14 protein-coding genes and 2 pseudogenes are annotated in these 25,264 nt (G+C 59.0%); 9 read left to right on the top strand and 7 right to left on the bottom strand.

The window, feature by feature from the left end:
• Positions 1-6: 6 nt before the first annotated feature.
• Positions 7-1,095, top strand: a complete 1,089-nt coding sequence (locus FB009_RS21935) for a HipA domain-containing protein (RefSeq protein WP_011970516.1) — start codon at positions 7-9, stop codon at positions 1,093-1,095.
• Here FB009_RS21935 and FB009_RS21930 read toward each other — a convergent pair.
• Together FB009_RS21930 and FB009_RS21925 are read right to left on the bottom strand one after the other, a co-directional pair.
• Positions 1,080-1,354: pseudogene (locus FB009_RS21930) on the bottom strand (type IV secretory system conjugative DNA transfer family protein); the annotation flags it as partial. The gene FB009_RS21935 and the pseudogene FB009_RS21930 overlap by 16 nt on opposite strands.
• Positions 1,276-2,139, bottom strand: a pseudogene (locus FB009_RS21925) (transposase); the annotation flags it as partial. The pseudogenes FB009_RS21925 and FB009_RS21930, both read right to left, overlap by 79 nt.
• 183 nt (positions 2,140-2,322) lie before the next feature.
• Here FB009_RS21925 and FB009_RS21920 point away from each other — a divergent pair.
• From FB009_RS21920 to FB009_RS21900, 5 genes are all read left to right on the top strand, one after another.
• Complete coding sequence (locus FB009_RS21920; RefSeq protein ID WP_011970517.1) at positions 2,323-3,237, top strand: hypothetical protein; 915 nt, start codon at positions 2,323-2,325, stop codon at positions 3,235-3,237.
• A 379-nt stretch (positions 3,238-3,616) separates the two neighbouring features.
• Entirely contained in the window at positions 3,617-4,777 is a 1,161-nt protein-coding gene (locus tag FB009_RS21915; protein WP_127581979.1) for a glycosyltransferase, read from the top strand.
• 74 nt (positions 4,778-4,851) lie between these two features.
• Positions 4,852-7,203, top strand: a complete 2,352-nt coding sequence (gene glf, locus FB009_RS21910; protein ID WP_127581982.1) for a UDP-galactopyranose mutase — start codon at positions 4,852-4,854, stop codon at positions 7,201-7,203.
• A complete protein-coding gene (locus tag FB009_RS21905; protein WP_127581985.1) occupies positions 7,200-10,442 on the top strand; it encodes a glycosyltransferase in 3,243 nt (1,080 codons plus the stop codon). The genes glf and FB009_RS21905 overlap by 4 nt, the downstream gene beginning before the upstream one ends.
• A complete protein-coding gene (locus FB009_RS21900; RefSeq protein WP_011970521.1) occupies positions 10,439-12,736 on the top strand; it encodes a glycosyltransferase family 4 protein in 2,298 nt (765 codons plus the stop codon). Before FB009_RS21905 ends, FB009_RS21900 begins: the two co-directional genes overlap by 4 nt.
• Before the next feature lie 199 nt (positions 12,737-12,935).
• On the opposite strand, the gene FB009_RS21890 is transcribed toward FB009_RS21900, so the two are convergent.
• Together FB009_RS21890 and FB009_RS21885 are read right to left on the bottom strand one after the other, a co-directional pair.
• Positions 12,936-14,816, bottom strand: a complete 1,881-nt coding sequence (locus FB009_RS21890) for a hypothetical protein (RefSeq protein ID WP_011970522.1) — start codon at positions 14,814-14,816, stop codon at positions 12,936-12,938.
• A 33-nt stretch (positions 14,817-14,849) separates the two neighbouring features.
• Complete coding sequence (locus FB009_RS21885; protein WP_011970523.1) at positions 14,850-15,431, bottom strand: hypothetical protein; 582 nt, start codon at positions 15,429-15,431, stop codon at positions 14,850-14,852.
• A 237-nt stretch (positions 15,432-15,668) separates the two neighbouring features.
• Between FB009_RS21885 and FB009_RS21880 the strand changes: the two genes are divergently transcribed.
• Entirely contained in the window at positions 15,669-18,836 is a 3,168-nt protein-coding gene (locus FB009_RS21880; RefSeq protein WP_011970524.1) for an AAA family ATPase, read from the top strand.
• 451 nt (positions 18,837-19,287) lie between these two features.
• On the opposite strand, the gene FB009_RS21875 is transcribed toward FB009_RS21880, so the two are convergent.
• The 3 genes from FB009_RS21875 to FB009_RS21865 all read right to left on the bottom strand — a co-directional run bounded on the left by FB009_RS21875 (position 19,288) and on the right by FB009_RS21865 (position 22,376).
• A complete protein-coding gene (locus FB009_RS21875; protein WP_011970525.1) occupies positions 19,288-20,787 on the bottom strand; it encodes a gluzincin family metallopeptidase in 1,500 nt (499 codons plus the stop codon).
• A 588-nt stretch (positions 20,788-21,375) separates the two neighbouring features.
• The gene (locus FB009_RS21870; protein WP_164820980.1) at positions 21,376-21,798 is read right to left on the bottom strand and encodes a c-type cytochrome; all 423 of its coding nucleotides are present in this window, start codon (positions 21,796-21,798) and stop codon (positions 21,376-21,378) included.
• Between the two features lie 230 nt (positions 21,799-22,028).
• Positions 22,029-22,376, bottom strand: a complete 348-nt coding sequence (locus tag FB009_RS21865; RefSeq protein WP_011970527.1) for a hypothetical protein — start codon at positions 22,374-22,376, stop codon at positions 22,029-22,031.
• Positions 22,377-22,654: 278 nt separating this feature from the next.
• Between FB009_RS21865 and FB009_RS21860 the strand changes: the two genes are divergently transcribed.
• Together FB009_RS21860 and FB009_RS21855 are read left to right on the top strand one after the other, a co-directional pair.
• Positions 22,655-23,278 carry a Crp/Fnr family transcriptional regulator gene (locus FB009_RS21860; RefSeq protein WP_231234286.1) on the top strand — a complete coding sequence of 208 codons (624 nt, stop codon included), beginning with the start codon at positions 22,655-22,657 and terminating at the stop codon, positions 23,276-23,278.
• 447 nt (positions 23,279-23,725) lie between these two features.
• Positions 23,726-24,094, top strand: coding sequence for a hypothetical protein (locus FB009_RS21855; protein ID WP_186447674.1), 369 nt, complete (start codon positions 23,726-23,728; stop codon positions 24,092-24,094).
• Positions 24,095-25,264 lie beyond the last annotated feature (1,170 nt).

Here is a 25,264-nt window from a genome sequence, read left to right as displayed (position 1 = left end):
CCATGGTTGCGCTCAGGAACGGTCGGTGCAGACAGGCTGCTGCCGTGGCTCGCAAACCTGCTTCCGGAAACCCATCTCGCAGAAATCGGTCAACGGCTGAAAGTATCTCCTCAGGACATCGTGGGCCTGCTCGGCCACATCGGCCGAGACACGGCGGGAGCGCTGTCGATCGGCGAACCAAGAAAGGCAGGCGTCAGCCTGGAGCCTATTCTGGACAAGGTGACGCTGGAGCGCATCCTCAACGAGCTTCCAGCGAAACCCTTTCTGGTGGGAGAACGAGGGGTCTCGATGTCGCTTGCAGGTGTGCAGGAGAAGCTGCCCGTATTTGTCGATGGAGATCGCATCATCTCGATACCGGTAGACGGCACGCCATCGACCCAAATCATCAAGCCGGATAACGCCCGTCTGGCCCTTGCACGGGCATGTGGACTGGAAGCGGCCGAAGCTTCGATCGGCGTAGCCGGTAAAAGGCGCTATTTGCTGGTGAAGCGAGATGACCGTTTCGCGGCCCCGCAGGGCGAGATCCGCAGGCTGCACCAGGAAGACCTTTGCCAGCTGAAAGGACATTTTCCATTACAGAAATACGAGCGATCCTCGACAGGTGGCGGCGTGACGTTGAAGATGATGTTCGATGCCGTCAGTGATCTGGTTTCCCCCGGCGAGCGCGTGAAGCTTCTGGATGCGATGATTTCCAACGTGCTGATCTGCAACTCCGACTCGCACGCAAAGAACTATTCCATCCTGATCGGTGCGGCGGGATCTGCGAAGATCGCGCCACTTTACGATTTAATGTGTGCTGCTGTTTACCGTCAGGTCGATCAGAGCCTACCTCAAGGCATTGCCGGGCGCTTCATCGCGGCTGACTTGGGGCGACGCGATTGGCAAGCAGTAGCTGAGGAGATTGGGTTGAGTTGCGCATCAACTGTCAGAAGGGTCGGAGAACTTTCCGCTGTGGTCGCAGACGCCTGCGAAGATGTTACGAAGCGGACTTCTGAAATCGTTGGCGATCCCACAAGGATTCTGGAGCGCGTCACCCACCAAATTCAAAAGCGATGCAGGCGAATTCAACGGCACCTTTACGTGGCGCGCAGTTGATGGATGTCCTGCAGGATTGGCCAGAGCTGAACGCCATCGCCGGCCATCAGGCCCATGGCGCGTTCGATCGACGCGCCATGTCCGCCAGGCTTTGGGTGACCAGCAGACGCAGCCATCTGGAATAGGTCGAGAGCCGATCCGGCGGCAGCAACAGGAACACTGTCGCGCGGTTGCGCTTACCTCCAACATCATGTCGTGCACGTCGGAGCCGGAGATGCCTGCATTGGCGAGGGCCGTCCAGGCGATGATTTCGCGGTTGAAGGCGTCGATGACGAAGGCGAGACGGATCACCTCGCCATTCCAGCAGGCAAACTCCAGTCCATCGGAGCACCAGCGCAGGTTGGAGCACATGACCATGACCTTGCCGTCATGGATGCGACCCTTGCGAAGGGCCGTATGCTTTTCCAGCAGCATGGCGTGGTTGGCCATGATGCGATGGACCCGCTGGGCGTTGACGACAGGCTTATCGGCGGCTCGCCTATCGCGATTGAGGAGCGCGGCGATCGGCCGATAGCCATAGGTAGGCTTTGATCCACCAGCCTGCGGATGGCAGGCAGAAGATCGGCATCCTCTGCCTTGTGGCAACTCCCGCGCGGCTCCGATCTGCCCTTCGACCGCTCGACGAGGTTGGAACGGGAAACGCCCAGCGTGTTGGCGACGGTCTTCATCGGGAACCGTCCTTCGGCAACAAGATTGGCCGCGATATGTCTTTTTGAGCTTGCTTTGGAAAGAACCTCGCGCACGATTTCGATCTCCATCGTCTTGCGGCCGAGCATGCGCTCCAGCTCGCGGATGCGGTCTTCAAGCTTCTTCACTTCCGAATTGACGGCAACCGGCTCGTCTGAATCCACGGCGGCAGCACCTCCTCACTCAAGAGCCTGCGCCACCGTAAAACAGATTGGGCGCAACGCCATGGCGGCGAGCGGTCGAAGATACCGTCTCGCCTGGCTCGAAACTCTGCTCCATGATCGTCAGCTCGGTTGTCCACCGCCTCCGGCGGGCATCACCCGTCAGCAATTCAATGCGTCTGAAGTCGTTGGACATAAGCCTATACTCAAGCCTGTGCTTGAGCCCTTCTGCTTGTGCCGACTGTTCGGTCGAAATGGGAGGCAGTTCAATCTGCCCGTTAAGGGGCCTTAGGGAACGATTGTTCAGCTCTGAAGTTTGAATCGCGGAAAAATCATCCGCGGCGGCTGATAAATCGGCCCCTCGAATAGGAGCGGGAACATGAGCGATTACTCCGAAGGGCCTTCGACCAGAGATGAGGCCGTTCGCACGGACATCACGCCAGTCGAGAACGCACACACCATTCTCGTCAACAAAGTGTCCTGGGGCGCTATCTTTGCGGGTGTGGTGGTAGCTCTTGTCATTCAGGTCCTGCTGACAATGCTGGGGGTCGGGATCGGCGTAGCTACGCTTGATCCGCAGAGCGGCGACAACCCGGCGGCAAGCACATTCTCGATCGTCGCGGGCATCTGGTATCTGCTTTCCGGGATCGTTTCGGCATTCACTGGCGGCTATATCGCCGCCCGTATGTCGGGAAAGACCGATGAAACGGCTGGAGCGCTACACGGTCTCACAACATGGGCGTTCACCACGTTACTCGTTCTCTACCTCTTGACAACCGCTGTCGGGAGCATCGTCGGGGGAGCGTTCAGTGGGGTTGCCAGCGCGGTTGGAGGGCTCGGTCAGACTGTTGCGCAGACCGCGGCGCCTATGATCGCGGAGGCAAACCCGCTCGACGCCATCGAACGGCAGGTTCGTTCGACTGGAACCGATGCGGAAGCCCTCAACAACGCCGCAATCACGTCGATCCGGGCCTTGGTGACGGGTAACGAAAGCGAGGCAGAGGCTGCGCGGGAGAAAGCTGCACAGGCTCTAGCTAGCGCGCGCAACATTCCGGTCGAAGAAGCGCGAACACAGGTTACGCAGATGGAGGAGCAGTATACCCAAGCGGTTGAGCGGACGAAGCAGGAGGCGATCGACGCCGCCGATGCCGCTGCATCGGCTGTCTCAGCCGGCGCATTGGTTGCTTTCCTCGCCCTCGTGTTGGGTGCAGTCGCAGGGTGGTTTGGCGGTCATTCGGGCGTTGCCCATCCGGTCATAGTGGATCGGTTGCTTCCAGGTCGACGGCGGCTTTGACTGGGTGCGGCAAGGCGAAAATATTTGGTTATTAGGGAGCCCGGATCCACGGCAGGAGCGCCCGCGCGGGTTCACTGTATCCGGTTGATAACAGGCGAGGGGTCGTAGATAGTCTATCAGCGTGCCGTGCCGTTTGGGGCCATTGAGCGTGGCGTGCCTTTTCTCGACAAATTATAGCCGTCGCCGGTCGCCGCGATTTTGAAGTGCGCTTGAACTGTCTGACGGCCAGTGCGGCTTCGGTCCGGCGCTATGGTCCGGCGGCGGTTACCGTCGGAAGGTCAAAATTCGCAACAATCACCATCGAGGCGGATCGAACTATGCATCAGTTTCTCAAAGGCCTGCATACAGGAACTAACGGCATGGTTCTTCCGTCTACAGCATGACCTCGCATCCAATACATCGACGCCTTGCCGTCATCAGCGATTCTCAGGCCGGGCGGGCATTTGCCTCCCGGATACGCTCCGTTAAGTATTTCCAGAAGCAGTGGGAAAAGCGTGCGCGCGAACAGCCTAAGGTAGTTGAACGGGCACATCGCGATTTTGTGGTAGAGGGCGGATATATCGACCGTCTTCCTCTGGCCTGCTTGAAAGTGGGCATAGTCGATGCTGCGGAGATTTGGACACATTGGCGCGGGGACGATCCGCCGGAGACAGATTTAGGGGAAGTGCGACCTCTCTTGCGACGTTCATTTCAGATGAATGGTCCGGAAGTACCGTTTGCGTCAAACGACATGCTGGCCCACATTCTCACATTTGGTCCGCCTGACGTTCTTTGCGTATGGGGCCTTGGCGTTTCCGAAGACATACTCGCCGCTTGTAAAGGCAGTTACCTGATTTACAATTCCATTGATGCGCCAGCGTTGCGTATCCCGCCTGAGATTAGCCGGCATTTCGATCTCGTGCTCACCGGAGCTAAGTGGCAGTCAGACGAGGTGACCGACCGGCATCCCGGAATGAAAACTGCCATCCTGCCCATCGGCCCGGAATTCGCTTCAGACAGTATGTTTTATCCGTACCAGAGCCCGAAGCCGTATGACGTCATCTATGTCGCCGCCGCGCAGAGCTACAAGCGTCACGACATTCTTTTCGAAGCTTTGGCGAAACTCCCGCCCTCCTATCGCGCGTTGTGCGTCTTTGGTCATGGGGAGATGAGCGAAACTTTGCGTGCGCAAGCTCGTGACTTGCAGATCAACGTTGACTTCGTCGGTCCGCCCTCTGTCCCATTTACCGAGATAAACCGATTAATGAACCAGGCCAAGATTGGCGTCGTTTGCGGCGTCGATGATGGGGCGCCAGCGATCCTGACCGAATACATGCTTGCCGGTTTGCCCGTCCTTGCCAACAGCGCGCTTCGGTGCGGTCTTCAATATATTACGTCACAGACTGGGCGCGTCGCAGCAGCTGGAGCGTTTCACGAAGGGATTCTCGAGATGCTCTCGACCCTTCCCGAATTCTCGCCCCGGCAAACGGTGCTCGACAACTGGACCTGGCCGCACTCGGTGCGAAAGCTGAGAACACTGATGGATTTTTCAGCATATTAGATAATTCGAAGGTAATGCGCGGAACAAACCAATGAAATCTTAGTTTGCATCCGTCTCTCAAACGCGGATGTGCAATGAATCTCTTCAGTTCGTTTTCTCAAGCGGCACATACCGTGTCGGCCCAGCACACGCCCCTTATTTGTTTTTCTCACTTACGCTGGGATTTTGTGTTTCAGCGCCCGCAACACCTGATGGACCGCTTTGCCAAAGATCGGCAGGTATTCTTCTTTGAGGAATTTATTCCGACAGACCATCATCTTGCCTATCTCGAGATTCATTCATTCGACGGAACGGGGGTCAAGGCCGTTCGCCCTAGGGTTCCGCATGGATGGAGTGAGGGCGATCGGGAACGTGCGCTGAGAAAACTGCTAGATGATCTTCTCGGGCTTTGCGGCGCGACACGCCCAATTCTGTGGTTTTACACTCCGATGATGTATGATTTCGCCAGCCATGTGGATGCGTCGGCGATCATTTATGACTGCATGGACGAACTGGCGAATTTCAAATTTGCACCGCCCCAATTGAAGGAAACGGAAGCTGCGCTTATCGGGCGGGCCGATGCGGTATTCACTGGAGGACATAGCCTTTACGAGGCGAAGCGCCATCTCCATGCCAACATTCATCCTTTTCCATCGAGTGTCGACGCAAGCCATTTTCAGGCTGCACGGCTGAACTGTGAGGAACCGTCCGATCAACGGACGATTTCCGGTTCGAAATTCGGATATTATGGCGTTATTGACGAGCGTCTCGACCTGGCCCTGATCGATGCGGTGGCGAAAGCGAGACCAAACTTCTCCTTCATCTTTATCGGTCCGATTTCCAAGATTTCGCGGGACGATCTGCCGAGGGCTCCAAACATCCATTATCTCGGCCAAAAGAGATACACTGAACTGCCGGCCTATCTTTCGGGATGGGATGTGGCATTGATGCCCTTTGCCCTCAATGAGGCAACGAAGTTCATCAGCCCCACGAAGACGCCGGAATATCTGGCAGCCGGGCGGCCAGTTGTCAGCACGCCGATTACGGATGTGGTGCGTCTTTATGGTGATGTGGGTGGCGTATTTCTGGCGGGAGACCCCGATGATTTCGCTACGGCATGCGAAAGTGCGCTCACCTTGAAAAGGTCAGGCACGGATTGGCTGGCATCAGTCGATACTATGCTTGCGGGGTCATCTTGGGACAAGACGTTCCTTGCGATGAATGCTCTGATGGATGAAGCTGTGACACGGCGGATGGTGCCCGAGCTGCCTCCTAAAAGAAGCCACCGTCAAAGATCAGGCGCCGCGGTTTCTTTGGCTTACGATTGTCTGATTGTCGGTGCAGGGTTTGCCGGCTCGGTTTTGGCAGAGAGACTTGCATCCGATGGCAATAAGCGCGTGCTTCTTTGCGACCGACGACCGCATATTGCCGGAAATGCCTATGATTTCCACAATGAAGACGGCATCCTGGTTCATCGGTACGGACCTCATATCTTCCACACCAACAGCGAGGTCGTCCTCAACTATCTTTCGCGGTTTACCGCTTGGAGGCCCTACGAGCATCGGGTACTTGCACAACTCGGCGATCATCTATTGCCTGTTCCCATCAACAGAACGACGCTGAACGCCCTATACGGTCTTGACCTCAAGAACGAGGCGGAAGCCGCGCTGTTTCTGGCCAGCCGCGCCGAGCCGTGCGATGCGATCGTGACGTCGAAGGATGTGGTCGTGTCACAGATCGGCAGTGATTTGTACCGTGCATTCTTTGAGGGTTACACCCGAAAGCAATGGGGGCTTGATCCCACGCAGCTCGACAAGTCGGTAACGGCGCGGGTGCCGACGCGCACAAATACGGACGACCGGTATTTTCTCGACACTTACCAGGCGATGCCGCTTCATGGGTATACAGAAATGTTCGAAAAGATGCTGGATCACGAGAACATCACTGTCATGACCGGCACCGAGTATGCCGACATCCAACGGGACAACCTGGCAGCGCATACAATCTTTACAGGGCCAATCGACGAATATTTCGGTTACCGCTTTGGCCGGCTGCCGTATCGCAGCCTGAAGTTCCAGCACGAAACGCATGATATCAGTCGCATGCAACCCGTAGCCGTCGTAAACTATCCGTCTGAGGCCGTGCCTTACACCCGCGTTACCGAGTACAAGCATCTGACCGGGCAGATCCACCCGAAAACAAGCATTTCCTATGAGTTCGCCTGTGCCGACGGGGACCCCTACTATCCGATTCCGCGGCCTGAAAACCAGGCACTCTACAAGCAGTATGAGGCCTTGGCACGGGTGCGCGCGGACGTAACGTTCGTCGGACGACTGGGAACCTACAAATACTTCAATATGGACCAGGTTGTTGGTCAGGCGTTAGCAACCTATCGGCGGATGGTGAAGACAGTCCTGAGCGACGCCATGGCTGCAAGCGCTCAATGAACAAACGTTTGCGCATAGTGCTTGCGACCGACAGCGTGGATCCATCCGGAATGGGTGAGCACATGCTGACGCTCGGTCGGGCGCTCCAGGGCCAGTTCGATGTGACGCTTGCCGCCATCGATGGGATCGAAGCCGCTCTGCTGACAAGGGCTGCGCGTTGCGGCGTCGCGGTCAAAGGCATTGATGACAATGCATCGTTCGAACATTGGCTGGAGTTTTCGGGCGTTTCTTTGCTCCACGTTCACGCTGGCATCGGTTGGGAGGGGCATGAGATAGCGCGCGCCGGGGTCGCCTGCGGCATCCCGGTTATCCGTACGGAGCATCTCCCCTATCTGCTCACCGATGCCGAGCAGAAGGAGCGCTATGCCAGAGAAAGTGATGCTCTTACGCATCATATTGTCGTTTCGGAAGCATCGAAGTTAAGCTTCGAGAGCAAGGGGGTCAAGGGCAACCGAATGACGGTCGTCCGCAATGGAATCTTTCCGCTAGGCGCACGGGACATTGCCGGTCGCAGCAAAGTCGCACTTGGGCTCGACGGGAAAAGCGTCCTCATTACGGTGGCGCGCTTTTCTAAGCAGAAGGACCACGCCACCCTGATTAAGGCAATGCCGGCAGTATTAGCCGCGGACCCGTCGGTCGTTTTGCTTCTGGTAGGCAAAGGCGAGGAATTGGAGGCCGTTCGGGCCCTGGTCGAAGACCTGTCGCTTGGCCCGCATGTCCAATTTCTGGGGCATCGCATCGAGGTCGACCAGTTGATGGGCAACGCCGACCTTTTCGTCCTGCCGTCGCGATTCGAAGGGCTTCCCTTAGCAGTGCTCGAAGCAATGTCGATCGGACTACCGGTCGTCGCAACCCGGATCGGCGGCACCGTCGAGGCGCTTGGATCGGAACATCCGTTCCTGGCTGAGTGCGAAGATCCGTCCTCATTGGCTCGCGTGCTGATCGAAGCTTTGAGCGACCCGGAACGGGCGAAAACGATCGGCCGGGCCGGCCGGGCCAGGTTCGACACTGAATTTTCAGCGCGGCGAATGGCGGACGAAACCGCGGCTGTCTATCGGCGATTTCTTTCCGAGCGGACGGAGAATAAACAAGGACACCATTTTATGGACAAGACACGTGTCGGCTTCATTGGCGTCGGGGGCATCGCCCACCGGCATCTTGATATTTTCGCCGGTTTCGAGGACGTGGCGCTCGTTGCTTTTGCAGACCCGGACTTCGCACGCGCCGAGCATGCCGCGTCGCGGTTCGGTGCGAAGGCGTTCGAGAGCCACAGTGCGATGCTGGAGAAAGAGGCGCTGGATGCGGTCTATATCTGCATTCCCCCCTTTGCCCATGGCGACGCCGAACGGGATCTGATCGCGCGTGGCATCCCGTTCTTTGTCGAGAAGCCCATTACGCTCGATATCGAGCTGGCGGAGGAACTCTGTGCCGCGATTGAAGCCGCAAAGCTGATCACGGCTGTCGGTTATCATTGGCGCAATCTCGATACAGTAGAGGAGGCGCGCCGGCTTCTGGCCGAAAATCCAGCTCAACTTCTTTCGGGCTATTGGCTGGACCAGACGCCACCGCCGCAATGGTGGTGGAAGAACGACCGCTCAGGCGGCCAGATGGTTGAGCAGGCGACCCACATCATTGATCTGGCGCGATACCTCATTGGTGAAGTCACCGACGTTTATGGCCGCGTCGGCTTCAAAGACCGCCCCGAATTTCCAGGCCTCGATGTGCCGGCGGTGACCACTGCGAGCCTCACCTTCCAATCGGGCGTTATCGGCAACATCTCCTCGACATGTCTTCTCGGCTGGAGCCACAGGGTCGGACTGAACATCTTCGCCGACCGACTTGCGATCGAGCTGACCGACCATGACATCATGATCGATGTGGGTGCTGGTCGACCAGTGCGGCATGCCCAGGGCGATCCCGTCTGGCGAGAAGATCGCGATTTTGTCGACGCCGTGCGCGGGGGAAATAATAACATTCGCTGTGCCTACGCGGATGCGCTGGCGACGCACCGGCTCGCGCTGGCGGTCGCTTCCTCGGCGCGCAGCGGCGAGCCGATAAAGCTCGATCCGCCTGCCATAGTCCGCAACGCTGTGACGACGCTGCAGTATCCACCGTCGTCCGAAGCCTCTCAGGGATTATCCCCAGGCCACCGTGCCATTCGCTCTCTTGGCATTGAAGGGCCCGGAAAAGCATTCTTCTTCGACTATCAAGAGGGTCCGCCCGCTGACGGCCATGTCCGGTTGGAAACGCTCTTTACCGGCTTTTCCGCCGGCACCGAACTTACCTTCATGAAGAACACTAATCCTTACTTCCACTCCCGTTTCGATAGCGAGCGTGGCGTGTTCTTCGAGAACGAGCCGGATCTTCACTACCCGGTGCCTTTTCTGGGATACATGGAAGTGGCGCGCGTCTCGGAGTCGAAGGCTGCAGGCTTCAAGGAAGGGGATGTCGTTGCCGCGACCTACGCGCACAAAAGCGGCCATACTGCCGATCCATTCCTCGACTTGCTGGTGCCCTTGCCAGCCGAAATCGATCCCGTTCTTGGCGTCTTCGTAGCGCAAATGGGCCCTATCGCGGCCAACGGCATTCTACATGCGGATGCGGACGCTCTGGGGAGCAATGTATCCTGTCTCGGAGTGGGCGTTGCGGGGCGTCACGTGGTCGTGCTCGGAGGAGGCACGGTTGGATTGATGACGGCGCTTTTTGCGCAGAAGGCGGGGGCCTTGGAAATCGTCGTTGCCGATCCTTCGGCGTTTCGGCGGAACAAGGCGCGGGGCATGGGTTTGATTGCGATGACCGAGGATGAGGTCTGGCAGCACGCGAAAACGCGATGGCATAACGGCGGAAGTGATCGCGGCGCCGATGTCGTGTTTCAGACACGGGCGCATCCGTGGAGCCTCCACGTCGCGCTGAAGGCACTGCGCCCGCAGGGCACGGTCATTGATCTCGCATTCTATCAGGGCGGCGCCGAGCGGCTGCGGCTAGGCGAAGAGTTTCATCACAATGGCCTCAACATCCGCTGCGCACAGATTAACCGCGTACCCAGAGGACTGGCGCCGCTGTGGAACAGGCGCCGGCTTGCCGAGGAAACGGTCCAGCTCTTAAAAATCTACGGAGCTCTCATTCGCGAGCATATGATCACGCATGTCGTTCCATTCGACGATGGGCCAAAATTCCTCGCTGATCTGGTGGAGAACCGGCCGGAATTCCTGCAGATCGTCTTCAAGGTCAGCGGATGAGGCCGCTTGAGCCACCACTCCGTATTCTGTTCGTCTTCGCATGGCTGGTGGTCGGGGGCGAGGAGACGGAGGTCCGCCTTCTGGCTCGCAGTCTCAATCGAGTTCGCTACCGGATAGATGTTGTCGCCTGTTTCCATAAGCCCAACATGCCTAGCCAGACGCATGAACAATTGACGGCCCTGGGCGTCGACGTGGATACGACGCCGTACGATCTCTCCTTCGACGACACGGTTTCCTATCTTGCAAATAAGATACCGGGATATGACGTCGTGGTCGCGTGTCAGAATGTTGCAGATATTTACCCGGCGTTGGAGCGTGTCCATCTGCGACCGCCGCTGATCGAGCATGGCGGACTTGTGTCCGAAGCGCTGGCAGGGCCGAAGCATTTCACTAGCCGCTATGTCGGCGTATGCCGATCTATACGCGACGCCGCTGCCTCGGTCATGCCGGGGCGCGGAGAAGATGCGATCGAAATCCCCTCGATGGTCGATCTGACGGAGTTCGACGATACCCAGCGCGCCGCAACGCGTGCGTCGCTTGGTGTGGCAGAAAATACAGTTCTTATCGGCTGGGTGGGGCGGCTCGATCCAAAGAAAAAAGTTGAGGATTTCATCGAAGCAGCGGCAATCGTGCATGCGGAAAATGAGTCTGCGCGGTTCGTGATCGTCGGTGGTCCAGACGCGTTTATGCCGGACTATGCCGTGCAGCTGCAGTCGCTAGTCGCTTCGTGCGGGCTGGGCGATGTGCTGACTTTTCTTGGGGACCGGAAGGATATTCACGCGCTTCTGTCGGCTTTCGACATTTTCATCTGGCTGTCGAAGGGCGAAGGTATGCCGCATGTGATAGCGGAGGCGGGCGCGGCCTGCCTGCCTGTTATCGCGACGCCTGACAACGGCGCCTTGCAGCAGATCGATGATGGGGTTTCTGGCATATTCGTGCCCTATAGCGACCCGGTCGCGGTCGCGGCGGCGATGAAGAAGCTGATCGTGTCAGCCGATTTGCGCAGAAAGCTCGGACAGGCTCTGCGTTCAAAGGTGGAAACTCACTACAGTGTGGCGGCCGTAGTACCCCAGTGGGAAAGCGTCATCCAGGAGGTTGTTGACGAGAGGCGGAAGTCGGGCCCCGCGGGCATATTCCAGTCCTTTCTTCAGGGCGGTTTCGAGTGTTCCACGCATCGCTTGCGTCCACGCGAGGGCGAAATTACCGGAAAACGCCTGGATGTGCTCGCCGCGACTGGGCATGATGTCTATGCCGCGGAAGACTATGCGCAGCTAGCTCGCCATGCGATCCGCACCGTGCGCGACGGATTGCGCTGGCATCGGATCGAGACGCTCCCCCGGAAGTACGACTGGTCAAGTTTCCTGTGGATGCTCAGGGCAGCGAAGGAGACCAGGACGCAGGTGGTCTGGGATCTGTTGCATTATGGCTGGCCCGACGACATTGACATCTGGTCTCCGGATTTTGTGACACGTTTCGCGCGCTTTGCGGGTGCTGCGGCAAGTGTCGTACGGCAGGAAAGCGACGCCGTGCCATTTTACTCGCCCGTCAACGAAATCTCGTTCTTCTCGTGGGGCGGCGGCGACGCCGGCTACCTCAATCCTTTTGCCAATGGGCGTGGCTTCGAATTAAAGGTTCAGCTGGCGCGTGCTTCTATCGAGGCAATGGAAGCCATTCTTGCAGTGGATCCGAGAGCGCGCTTTGTCCACTGCGATCCGGTGATCAATGTTATCGCCGATCCGTCGCGCCCTTGGGAGCGGCGCGCTGCTGAGGGCCACCGTCAATCCCAGTTTCAGGGCTGGGATCTACTTGCTGGACGGCTCTGGCCGCAGATTGGCGGTGCTGATAAGTTCCTCGATATCATTGGCGTGAACTACTACCATAACAATCAATGGATCCACGGCGGGCCGCCGATCGACATTGATCATCCGCTCTACAAGCCGCTCAGGACAATTCTGATCGAAACATATGCGCGATATGGTAAACCGCTCTTTCTCGCGGAAACGGGGATAGAGGCGGAACGACGCGCCGATTGGATAACCTATGTTTACGCCGAAGTCAGAGCCGCTATGGACGCCGGAGTACCCGTAGAGGGCATATGCCTTTATCCAATTATCTCTCATCTCGGCTGGGATGACGAGCGGCCTTGTGAAAACGGTCTGTTTGCGGCGCAGACTTCGGGTGATGGACGTGCAGAATATGCACCTCTTGCTCGTGCTTTGCGAGAGATTCAGCGCAGACTTGAACTTGTCCCGGGCGTCAAAAACAATCCGCGACAATCCACGCCGAAGTTCTAAGCTGCAGATTCCGAGGCAAGCTGCCCCGCGCCCCAATTCGCTCGCGAGCACGCCGCAATTTCCGGGTGATTCACGGTGCCAGTCTTGGGATCGGGCGTAGGGTCCTTCGGAGGCACCGCCAGCCGCGCATTGATGCGCTCCGCAAGACCGAGATCCAAGCCTGGCAAGAGGCTGTGACGTGATAGCAAGCTCGTCTGGACTATCTGCTGCAATCAATGTCCTTGTGAAGGAGGTATTCTGCCTCACTGAACCGGACACCCGAATTGTCGAAGCAGAACCGCTTGGGCAAAATTCTGAAAAGATATCGTTTCCCGCATGCCGCCGGGATATCCACCCAATACAATCGCGCCTTGTTGGACGGCACGGGATCTGTCCATTTTTTATGTCCGGCGAACGAAACGTCTTTCAGGAGCGTCGCCAATCCTGAGCGGCCGACGCCTCCTGCCGCTGCGACGAAGCCCATTTCCTTTGCCTCGTCGATCATAGGATATTCCTGCTGGGCCGGTGGGCCGCGGTCCAGCGGGATGTCCGTCGTCGCGAATGCCACGTTGAAGCGTACGTCATCGCGGGCCGGCACGTAGCCGTAACCGTTCAGGTATTTCCAGGAAAGGCGCAAGACCTTTTGGGCCCCGCTCTTAGTGGCGAGGTGGGAAAGTACGTCGGCCGAAAGGTCTGTTGGCACGAAGGTGTCACCGCCACCGCCCGGGGGCGGGCACTGCGTGAACAGCGGCCTGTATCTACATTCGCTTCCCCCGAGGCCCCATGCGCACAGGCTGAGACGCAACCATTCTTCGTCATTTAGCGCTCGCACGCCTTTCCATAGGTTGCCACCATGCTCGGGTGTCATCCACGGACTGATCCTGCCCGCTCCAGACGCGGAGGCCCATTCGGTCCTATGGTTCTGTACGAGCCCAAGCGCTACCTTTTGCGCGAAGAGCGCCGCGCTCTGCATCGCCGTCGCGTTCGGAATGACAGGCGTCTTTCCAGTTGCGTCGGCGGCGAAGCGGCGCCCCGATTCCAGGGAGGTGAGGCTGTGGCAGCCCGAGCACGGATGGCCGTCGATCAAGATGGACCTGGCGTCAAGTAGCGTGCCGGCATGAACGGCCGCATATCCCGAACCGATTACGCGAAATGGCAGGTCCTGCCTCGCGATGCGCCCCGGAAGGAAGTTGCTCATACTGAACACGGCGCGCGGATCGTGTCTGCCCTCGAAAAAGCCGACCCTCGCCTGTTGCATGTGCGGATCGATAATGGTGGGCTTCTTGTTGTCATGACAGAGTACGCAATCGACCTTGGCGCCTCCGTCGTACAGGTCCTCAGCAGCGCGCCGCGCGACGAAGTCGCCGTAGGACGCTCCGCCGGGTGGGGGGAAGCGCCCTCTCCAGTCGAAAACGGAACGGTCCTTCCGGCCGTCAAGAAATGCGATTTCACCCGTGACGTCGTTGAATCCGATCGCGCTGTACCGGGAGAACCGTGGATCCGTTTTTGTCCAGTAGGAATCCGCCTCGATTTCCAGGCTCTCGGATGACTTCCGACACAGGAACAGCCATTGTACATGGCCACGCGCGACCCGGCCGACCCGCGAGTTCATGGCGCAGAAAGTCACGTCCCCTGCGAGCGAAGGCTTGTCGCACCGCTCGATGGTAGTCGTCCACTTCACCAGGCGACCTTCGACGTCACGGTGAGAAAATTCAAGCGGAGCGCCTGCCTTGGAGGCATTTGGTTCAAGCCCTATGGTGTTTCCGTCAACCTCGAGACCGATCGGCCTCGAGTTCGGCCCCGTGCAGACCCCGTCCGGCATGGGGCCGAACACCGATCTGGTTTCGTCGCCGAATTTCGTCACCGGATTGGTGCTCGCCGTCGCCGGAGCCCACAAAACGTCGCCGTTCCACCGAAGAAGAAGGTCGTATGGTGACACGGTTCGGTTACCGGCCGTTGCGGCTTTTGGGTCGGGGATTAAGTAGGGGGCGGCTTCCTCGATGTGACCGGCGTGCAGCTCCCGCAGAGTGGGGACCTCCCAGCCATCCGGCAGAGAAAGAGCAACCACAATCGCTACGGCGAGATGGACGAGACGCCCCACGTTGCCTTCCCTCGTTTGCCGCCGCGCAGATGGTCAACGCGCGCTGGCCTGTATGCCGGACTGGAACGGAGCGACCTTGAGGGTGAGGAACTTCATCAGATCTCCGTCTTTTTTTATAGTCGCGTATATCTTGGCCATGTAGTCGAGTTGTGCCGCGCTGACCCCGATCGTCTGAATTGTCACTTGGACCGTCAAAGCAACCTCGAAGGTGCCGTCTTCCCTCTTCCCAATCAGGATGTTGCTAAGCAGGCGGGTGGCGATGGAGTTCGTAGCTGCGAGATTAGCGAACATCGTCTGGAATTGCTTGGCCAGCGATCCTGCCGAGATAGCGAGCACGGCATTCACATCGCCCGGATCGCAGTGAAAGTATTGCCCCGTGTCTACGAACAAAGCGGCCAGTCCGTTGAAATCGCGGTTGTCCATCGTCCATGCATATTGGGAGAGCAGGTCTATCACGTCGTGCCGTTCCTCCGGCGTGGGCGCGACTAATGACCCGCCGCGGTAGTCCCTCCAGGGCATCTGGCTAGCCCCGGGGCACTCATTGGCCGCGAATGCGGGCGATGCCGCAAGCAATAAGAAAACGGCCGCAGCCCCGAAAATCCCGGATGTTTTCATGTTGACCCCCTCCGTGCTGCCCACCGGGGGCCCGGTCCGACCCCTTACGCCATTCAATGCACTACCAACGGACCGCACCAGACGTTCTCGCAGCATTGCAAGTATACGCGGCCACGCCATGTGGACCGCGCTCAGACTAAACTCAAGTTGTTGAATGACGTCGGCTAGTAGAGTAGCTTGAACCGAAGAAATGCGCAAGTTGAGGTGCGGCTCGATTTTAACTGGACGGGTCCGGCGATGAGTGACGTCACGACATGGCTGGCCGAGATCGGATTGCAGCACTTGGCGGGCAAATTCGCAGACGCGCAGATCGATTTCGACACGCTTGCGCTGCTATCAGAGCAGGATCTGCGCGAGCTGGGCATCCCGTTGGGCCCACGCCGCAAGCTGCTCGCCGCCATCGCTGCGCTCGGCCGGTCGGTGCGGCCCCAAGGGAGTGATCCGACTCCAGTCGAACGCCGCCAGCTCACGATCCTTATTGGCGACATGGTTGGTTCGACCGAGTATGCCTCCAGGCTCGACCCCGAAGACGTCAGCCAGCTCACGCAGACATTCCTCTCGCGATGCAGCGCGCTTGCAAAGACCCATGGGGGCTTCGTCGCGAACTATGTCGGCGACGCGCTCCAGGTCCTGTTCGGTTTTCCGGCAGCGGAGGAGAACGACGCGGAGCGCGCGGTACATTTGGCGTTCGACATCGTGGCAGCGGTGCCACAGATAGAGACGCCGGACAGTTCGCGCTTGGGGGTGAGGATTGGGGTTGCCAGCGGCCTAGTAGTCGTGGGCGACATCGAGGGTGCGCCTGCCGGAATTTCGACGGTGGCATTCGGCCATGTCCCGAATCTCGCCCAACGACTTCAGGCCATCGCCGAGCCAAACGGAATCTTCGTCGATGAGAACACGTTCCGGGCGACGGCAAGCGCCTTCGCTTACGCCGACATTGGCGAAAAGACGCTGAAGGGCTTCAGCGATCCCGTCCACGTCCGGCGCGCCCTCAAGCCAATCGCAAGAGAATACCGCTTCGCGGGCGAACTCCGATCGACGCCGCTGGTGGGAAGGAGGAGCGAACTGCAGGCAGTCGAGGCCCTCTGGGACGCGGTGCGAGCCGACCGCCATGGTCGCGTCGCGTTGATAAGCGGCGAGCCGGGGATAGGGAAGTCGCGGCTGCTCTTCGAGGTTGGGAGGAGTTTTCCCGGAGTGAAGGCGCTTGTTGCGCAGTGCGCCCCCGCCTTCGCCAACAGCGCACTCTATCCGTTTCTAAGGCTGTTCAAGCAGGAGGTTGGAATTACCGAGGACGCGCTGCTGTCGTCTGATAGGCTTCGGGCCGCTCTGTCGTCGAGCACCATCCCTTTGTCGGTCTCGTATCCGATCTTCACACGCCTTCTGACAGTCGAACCGGACTATGAACCGTCCAGGCTTGCCTCCTCTCAGCAGGAAGCCGTGATTAGCCAAGTGTTTTCGGGCTGGCTCCGGCAATTGTCGAGCGCCGGACCCCTGATGCTCTTCGTGGAGGACGAGCAGTGGATCGACCCGTCCTCCGGCAAGCTCCTCCAGACGCTTGCGCACGACGTCGCGCAATTTTCAGTGCTCCTCCTGGTGACCTCGCGCGAGAAGCAGACGAAGGCTGGCTTCGACAACGCCGTCGCGGCGCATCTTGCACTCGAGCGGTTCTCCCGCGAGGAGGCTGGCGAGTTCGTCCAGAACGTCGTCGAAGGGGGCCATCTGTCTTCCAGCGTCGTCGCGACGCTTCTCAGCAAGGCCGAAGGTGTTCCCCTCTATCTTGAGGAACTCGCCCGATCCGCCCTCATGCTTGCTCCCTATACGTCGGGACGGTCAGGGGCGAAGGCCGAGTGCGACGTCGACGTCCCCGTCTCCCTCCAGTCCGCGCTCATGTCCCGTCTCGACAAGCTCGGCGCCGTGAAGACGGTCGCGCAGACTGCCGCTGTAATCGGCCGAGAATTCGACCTGAAGACGCTCGCCCATGTTGTCGGTCTCTCGAGCGAGATGCTGCGGCCGCAGATCGAACGACTTGTCGCCGTCGGCCTCGTCGCGCCGCAGCCCTTCAGCAACTGGCCCCGGTACTCCTTCTCTCACAGTCTGCTGCAGGAGGCCGCCCGCGGGGCACTGCTTCGGGACAGGCGGCGAGAGCTTCATGCCCTCGTCGCCAAGGCAATCGAGGTCGTCCAGCCGACAATGGTAGTGGAGCATCCCGAGATCCTCGCGCAGCATTATGACGAGGCGACGCAGTTCGAACTCGCCGCCGACTACTGGCTCAGGGCGGGCCGGAAGCTTGGGGCGACGTGGGCAAAGGTCGAGGCTGCGAACATGTTCGCGAAAGGTATCGAATGTGTCCGCAGGATGCCGCCCTCGAAGATGCGCGACAGCAGAGAGCTGACCCTCGAACTCGAAAGGGGCGACGTTCTCTACGCGGCATATGGATATATCACCGAGGACGGCAGCGACGCATACCGGAATGTCATGCGGCTCAGCGAGGCGACCGGAGACTCAGAGGCGGCGATTCGGGCCCTGGACGGCTTGTTCGGAACTTCGTTCAACTCAGCCCGGTTCTCGGACGCGGAATGGGCGAGCAACCGGCTTAAGGAGATTGGCCGCAGGGATGGCAACATCAAGGCCCTCGTGCTCGGACTGCAGTTCGGAGGCATGTGCGCCTTCGCGCGCGGCAGATTTTCGCAGGCGCGAGAGGTGTTCCTGGAGGCTCTCGAAAACCGCGAGCATGCCGACGAGGTCGGAAGCGACTTTCCAAGTATGTCGATGCTTTATCTCTCGTGGACGCTGCAAATCTTGGGGGATGCCGACGCGGCCATGGAGTTGTTTCACGCGGCCGAAACGGAGACCCGCCGACAAACGGACTACCGCCTCGCTGCCTGTCTGGGTAACGGCTGCATACTGATGTCTCTTCGTCAGGATGTAGCAACGCTCCAGAGGCTGGTGGACGACCTCGTGCCGCTCGCGAAGCGCAACGGATTCCAGCTTTGGCTGAACTTTGCTTCGTTCTTTTCCGGGTGGGCCAAGGTGGCAAGTCGCCAAGACGCCTCCGGCCTCGCGCAGATGAAGCACATATGCGACAATATGGGACAGCAGGAGGTCGATAAGACATGCTATCTAGGCGTGCTCGCCGATAGCTACCTTCGAATGGGACGGGCTGACGAGGCAACGGCGGTCCTCGATCAGGCACTCAAGCTCGCGGCGCGTACTGGTGAGCACTACTACACGTCCGAGTTGCTTCGTCTGCGGGGAGAACTTCTAAGGCAGACGCAGCGGCTCTCTGATGCGAAAGAATCGTTTCAGGAGGCCATCTCTTTTGCGCGCGAGCAAGGGGCCAAGGCATGGGAGGCGAGGGCCAAGCAGTCGCTTGATTTGCTTTCGTCGGAGCTGCCGCGTGGTTAAAGGATGTAACATCGGGCTACGGTCTGCCCCGGCGCCAGAAGCAATTTCCAGGCTGGCGACTACCAAACGGTCAACCCGACCGGCTCGCTGAGAAATTGATCGATCTCGTGCCGGCCAAACGATGAGGATCGGGTCGAGGGGAGAGCGGCCCACGACCTGTTCAGACGACAATTCGCTTTGCTCCACGGATGGCTCTCCCGCCCATCGGGTCGCAAGTGCGATGTCTGAGTTGTAGTGACTAGAAGGGGCTGAAGCGCATCCGCTTGAGGAACGGCAGGCCTTCGGGGTGCTGCCGAGGAGGATGCGGCGCGCGGCGGAAGCTTTCCGTCGGGGCGTGGGCGCCACTGCTTGCCCCTCGACGATTCCTTTTGAACACCTTGGACGCGTCATTGGCCACAACGACGGTTTTGTCTGGCGGGTTTTTCGTTCTGCTTTATCCAGCCTATCCCTTCTAGTGAATGACGCCGCGCGCACAGAGGCCGCAGCTGAAAAGTCGGCGCTCAAGACGCGCGCCCCCGTCGACCTTGACGAGCGCGTGGGTCTTAGTTTTGTGGTTGCGCACTAGCCGGCGTTCCGGGTCTACGACCGCGCCGTAGTCGATCTGGCCACGCATGAAGAGATCGTCGACAAAGGCCTTGGCCGCCGCAATTGCGCTTGGGGGGTCGATCGGCTCAGCTTTGAAGTCGGCGGCGCTCACAATACTATTGAGCGGCTCGGCAGCGGCCTCCACGAAGAGGACGCCATCGATGCCATGATGGGACGCCGGCAGCGCGACCAACGGGAGGGGCTCTAGCGCGGCGGTCGCCGATTTCGCCGCCGCGGCGAGCGACTTGACATTCGACATCATTGGGAGCGACGACACGGAGTGCAGGGAAAGGATGCTCCTCCCTACGAACACGCCCTTGGCGATCGACGCGTAGGTCGGGTCCGTCTGGGTAGCGACCACCATGTTTGCTGCGACCTGGGCGTACCAATTGGGGACGATTGGAGAACACTTGACACCTTGAACGAGAAATCCGGCAAGGTCGTCGGCGACGGCGAGCAGTTCCGCCTCTGTTGGTCCCCCTGGAATGGCCGCCTTGGCGGCGAGCGAAACCCCGAGAATCTCGAAGAAGGCGCCCGTAAAAATACGCGAGAAGGAGTGCGGCTCCGAAGAGAGCTGATACATGGGGGCTGTACTCGGGAGCGTCGTCGGGTCCTGATAATTGAAGGAGTTGACCGCATTGCGAAGACAGTCCGCCTCGGCCAGGCCGGGATCCTGCGCGCGGAGAGCGCTCCCAAACTGCTCCGCGAGCCTTGAGAGACGCGACGTCGTGTAAAGGTTTCCGCCACTGCCGGAAAGGATCGCGGTGCGCAGTGACGGAATCTGGATGGCCGACATCAAGGCGCTGATGTCGCCGAAGGACTCATGAAAGGCCGAGACCTCCTTGCTGGCGGCGCCCCACAGCCCGGGCTTGAACGCGTCAAGCACGGCGTGTCCCACCTCGTGACAGCTTACGTCGGGACTTTCGCAGGTGAATACCGTTCCTGTCACACCCGGACCGTGGAAGAAATTCAACGCAGTCCGGTCGTAGTTGGCGTCGAGACCGAATCCCATGTCGAGCACGACGTTGAGATTCGGGCCCCCGTACCATTGCGTCAACGGTACCCGGTTCGCCCAATAGTCGGCGCCTCGCCTCAACGCGGCTGCCGTGGCCCAGTAGCGGAACTGAGACGTCCCTTGTGCGTAGATGGCTGGCGGCGGCCCTCCTGCTGGAAACGAGAACGCGAGGGGAAGCTTGGATAGATCTGGTGTCGGCACCGTCAGACCCACGGCCGTTGCGGGATCGTCCTCCCATGAGCCCACCGCCGCAGGGGGGGAAGGCACATTCTTCTTTCGGGTCTTGGTCTTCGCGGTAGCGGTCGCCCGCTTCGTCAGAGCTCTTTTGGATTTCGCGGGCGTTTCAGTCATGCGGATGCCCTTTCCAAATGTCGCATTTGATCTGAATCATAACTATTCGGCGCAGAAGGTTCGGTATGAGCGCCTCCCGGCGACGCGTTCACGGCGGGTACCAACGCGTGGGCATGGAGGTCAGGCACTTCCCTCGTTAATCCATTGCTCCATGCCTTCCAATCGCTATTCTGGACGATGACAGTCCCACTGTCCGGGCGAGTGACGTCGACTCCCGGATCGGGACGGCCCGACCGCCGGCCGTGACCACATCATCGACATTGCCCGCTCGCTGGCGCGTACCGGGCAGGCGACGGGGAAGCGGCTTCGCCCCCCTAAGCGGAGCAGCTTGCCAGCGGACGATCCGTTTCTCGCCTGTTTGGCGGGTTATGCCAATCCTGTTGCGCCTACATACTAGACCTGACAAACCGCGCCCGGAAGGCTGAATCGCCTGCCCCCATCTTCCTGGTATAACCGGCCTGCCGGTAGGCTTTGAGCGAATACCTCTTCTACGCCAGCATCCGTAGATCGTGCATCTGGACGATAGATGGAAGCGCGGATGCGCCTTTTACTCGTTGGGCTCATCAAGCTACCATGGCGTCCCGGGTTCTACGGCTCCAATCTCTTTGGCCGCCCGCGGCCGAGAGCGCCTTCGGCGCGGGCCTGCAGATAGGCGTAGATGTCATCGATATAAAGAGCGAAATTGGGATCGTCAGCGAACCCCTTCATGACCGAGGTGCCGCTACTGCTCTGGCCGTTCCGGACGACGCGCCTGAACTCCTCGATATCGCGGGGCCGGTCGATGAGAGAGGACGCGAAGGTCGAACCCACCCCATCGGGGCCGTGGCAATGGCTGCAGCTGGCATGATAACGCCGGTACCCGTTGTAGGTCGGTCCATCGGCCTTGCCGTCGATGACCCTGTAGAACTTGTCGGCGGCTGAAGTCTCCTGCAAAGTTTCCCAGGAACCGACCGCGAAGCCACAGGCGACCACGGCGAACAGCCTTCGGCAGATAGATGCTTGCTTTGTCATCGTAGATAGGCGTATGCCGGCTGCTCGCCCGGCATCTCCAGATGGGCACGGCCGGAGTCGCTGCTCGGGCCGCATGAGGCTACCAGACCGGCCAAAAGGATCCTGTAGTTCTTGCGTACGGCGCCGGTATCACAACGGCATCAAGGATCCCGCGCATACTCCCCCGGGCCTGGAATTGCCTACGCCCAACCATTGCCGGAGTCGAGTTGTCAATCTCTTGGGCCGTAAAATCACTGGCCGGCACGAACAAGTTTCGGGGCGGTATCGATCCTGGTCACGAGGAGCCTGCCGCCGGCACGCGAGATTTCGAGAGCCTCGCTGGGCTCGTTCAAACCGCCCGGAGTCGAAATCGTGAGGCTTTGGCCCTCATCGAGCGTTGCCTCGCACCGCACGGGCGAGCCCGACGCATTCTCGGCGATCGTGGTGACCACTTGATAACCCCTATCGCCTTCGGTGTAGTAGACGACGCCGTGATAAGCGCCGAGATCGATGCTTTCCCCTTGCAAGGCCTTGAGTTCATCAGCGGAGGCGTTGCCTGCCATTACGCATAGCGCCGCGAGGACTTTGTATCTGTACATGGTTTTTCTCCCCAGCCAAAAGGTCCCAATAAGACCATGCCCCAATAATAGGAGGCGGGGGCGGGTGCCGTCTGTGAGAATTCGCACAGGTTCAGTAACGCAATTGGCTAAACGAGGCGGTGCGCCACTGGTCGTGATGGGTCGTCCGTATTTTCTTTTGCCGTCAAGGGAGTAGATTTGTCCGAACGGAAGCGACGGCCATGACGCGTTCGCCTAATTTTCTTTCGAGGCTGGGTGAAGCAGCCGTCGCTGCCTTGTTCAAGCATTGGATTGTTCGCTTGTATACTCCTGGCGAACTGATCGTCGCGCATGGCGAAAGCGGGCGTGACGTCTTCTTCATACTGGAGGGGCGCGCCCGCGTAACCCTTTTTTCCGAAAACGGCCGCGAGATCTTCTATGGCGACCGCGGCCCCGGCGACATCATCGGGGAAGTGTCTGCAATCGATGGGAAGGCGCGATCGGCCAGTGTCGTGGCTCTTGAGGCAACCCGTGCAGCAAGATTGCCGGCGCCGGCCTTCCGAAGGCTGGTCACCGACCACCCGGATTTTTCCTGGGCCCTGCTCGAACACCTCTCGTCGGGCATAAGGCATATGACCGACCGGGTTTACGAGTTCAGCACCTTAGTGGTGCGCAGGCGTCTCATTCTCGAATTGCTCCGCCGTGCGGACGATCGGGATGAATCCACCAGCCGAGTATTCATTGACCCGGCGCCCACCCATTTCGAGTTGGCGGCATCAATTAGCACACACCGGGAGGCGGTCTCTCGGGAGATGAGCGTCCTCGCTAAGGGGGGCCTCATAGAGAGATGCGGACGCAGGCTCCTGCTGTGCGACCTTACTGCTCTGGAATTGCTCGCCGGAGATGAGGAGGAGCAGGTCTTTTCTCGTCGGGAAAAATCGTGACGTCGTCGCAAAGTGCATTGCTTTCGGCGTTCACATCTCCACCTTTGTTCCGCTCGAAAGAGTTCCGTGGCTATAAGCTGAGCAGCTCCACAGGCGGGGAAAGGTGGCCGGCAGAACGGATGAGGGCGCCTCGGATTGCCTGCATCCTCACACGCGGAGGCGGCGGGACGCTTGACGCTCATGCGGGAGGTGATCCCAACTAATACCTACGAGAAAATTGAACGCCTACTTGTTTGCGGATCACAAACTGTAACCAACACGTTCTGCAACCGTGCTAACTTCAGGAGATCGTGGTAAGTAAAGGCTGATAACCATACACGAATACGACCGATGGAGGCTGGCGGGCAGCGTAACTTTAGAACAGGAGCGCGATCCCTAGCTCTCGAGAGAGACCCGGAATTAGCAAGCAAATGTTCCGTACTGATGATCTTTGTTTCGGAGGGACACATGATCAAGATTTCAATAGTGGCGGTATCGCTCACTGTGCTTGCCGGAACTGCAATGGGGCAAACTCTCGGCGATACGTTTGATGAAAAGGCTATCGACAACGAAAAGTGGACTACGCAGCAGATATCCACCGGGCAGGTATCCTTTCCTGAACCGGGCCGCTGCGGGCCAGCCGCGATAGCGGCTAGTGTAAAACAGGGCGATAGTGGTACCGCTTGCGGCGACGAAGACTGCCAGCGGGCAACTATCGAAAACGCGTCTCCGAAGACCTCAGTTTGCATTTGGACGAGTTTTCTCAAGCGCCCAAGCGATATGAACTCTCAAAATTGTGCTCAGCCAAATGAGCTTGAATGCGGCCTTTCAGCGTAGGCGTCTCACGCTCTAGCGAGAACACGATCTCCGCAGTATTCGTACGGATCGGAGGCGACGCTGAGCGCTCACATAGGTGAAGTTTGCGAGACCTGCAGCGTGATAAAGTTATGACACCTTGCATAACGCTTCACCCGGTAACCGCGTCGCTGCACGCCGGCATCATGAGCGACTAGGCTGCACCTTGAAGGGTGTAGACGCAGCAATTGGCTGGTCGGGCCGCTTGGCTCGACCAAGCCCCGCTTACTTGTCGAAGGCATTTTCCCCAACCTTGAGCAGGCCGCCAGCCTCGACGCCTCGAGTTGGTGTAACCGCCGATCATCTCGTGATCTTCTCAGGCGATGGCAACTTTACAAGCCTAGTCGCCGCATAGCAACGCAAGGGGCGCATAATCTCGACGCGGCCATGATTTCAGACGCACTGCGCCCCGAAGCCGATCCCTCCATCGTCTGTTCAAGCTCCGGGCCGAGATAAGCCGGGAGCCTTCAGAAAGCGCGTCAAGCGGCAGCGACAATAGGCACGCAGTAAACGACACTGGAGCCGTGAGGTTGCGACAGGGCTCCATCTCCAGCCCAGATCAGATCAGATCAGATCAGATCAGATAAGTATGATTAATCATGAAGCCCGTTAATCTTGGTTGTTTTCCTACCGCTTATGGGTAACATACTTGTTGCAACGACCGATCTTTCCTGAATCGCCCTTAGAGCTTCCTGTATTGGTGAAGGGGGAGAAGTATTGCGGCGTCGATGTTTGATATTGCAATCAGAATACAGTTTGAACATTGATTCAGCCCAGGTCGCAACGATCCGGGCTTCTTTCGTCCTAAAAGATTGTAGTAAAGCGGGAAACAAGCCGTTTCGAGACGATCAAGGCTAACCTCTTAAGAGTCAGCCCCGACGCAGCCTGGCTGCCGTTTGTTATCAATCAACGGCAAAGAACACCGGAGCAGGACTTTTCGCGCACTTCCGGCTCGGCGCATTGCATAGTGACCTCTAGCAAACGTCACCCTACAGTGTGTCGTCAGTGACATCATGCGCCTCAGGTATCGTTCCTTCGATCGCGACGGTTGCTCAGGGGTGTAGAGCGACAATCTGGCTGAGATCACGTATTGCCGCACCTAACGATGCTCCCCGATGTTACCACGGTGCCTCATTCATTTTGCTCCCGGGT

Origin of the sequence: Sinorhizobium medicae (assembly GCF_007827695.1) — a bacterium.
GTDB lineage: Bacteria > Pseudomonadota > Alphaproteobacteria > Rhizobiales > Rhizobiaceae > Sinorhizobium > Sinorhizobium medicae.
The sequence above is the reverse complement of the archived record's forward strand: the minus strand, read 5'-3'. Positions and strand labels throughout refer to the sequence as shown.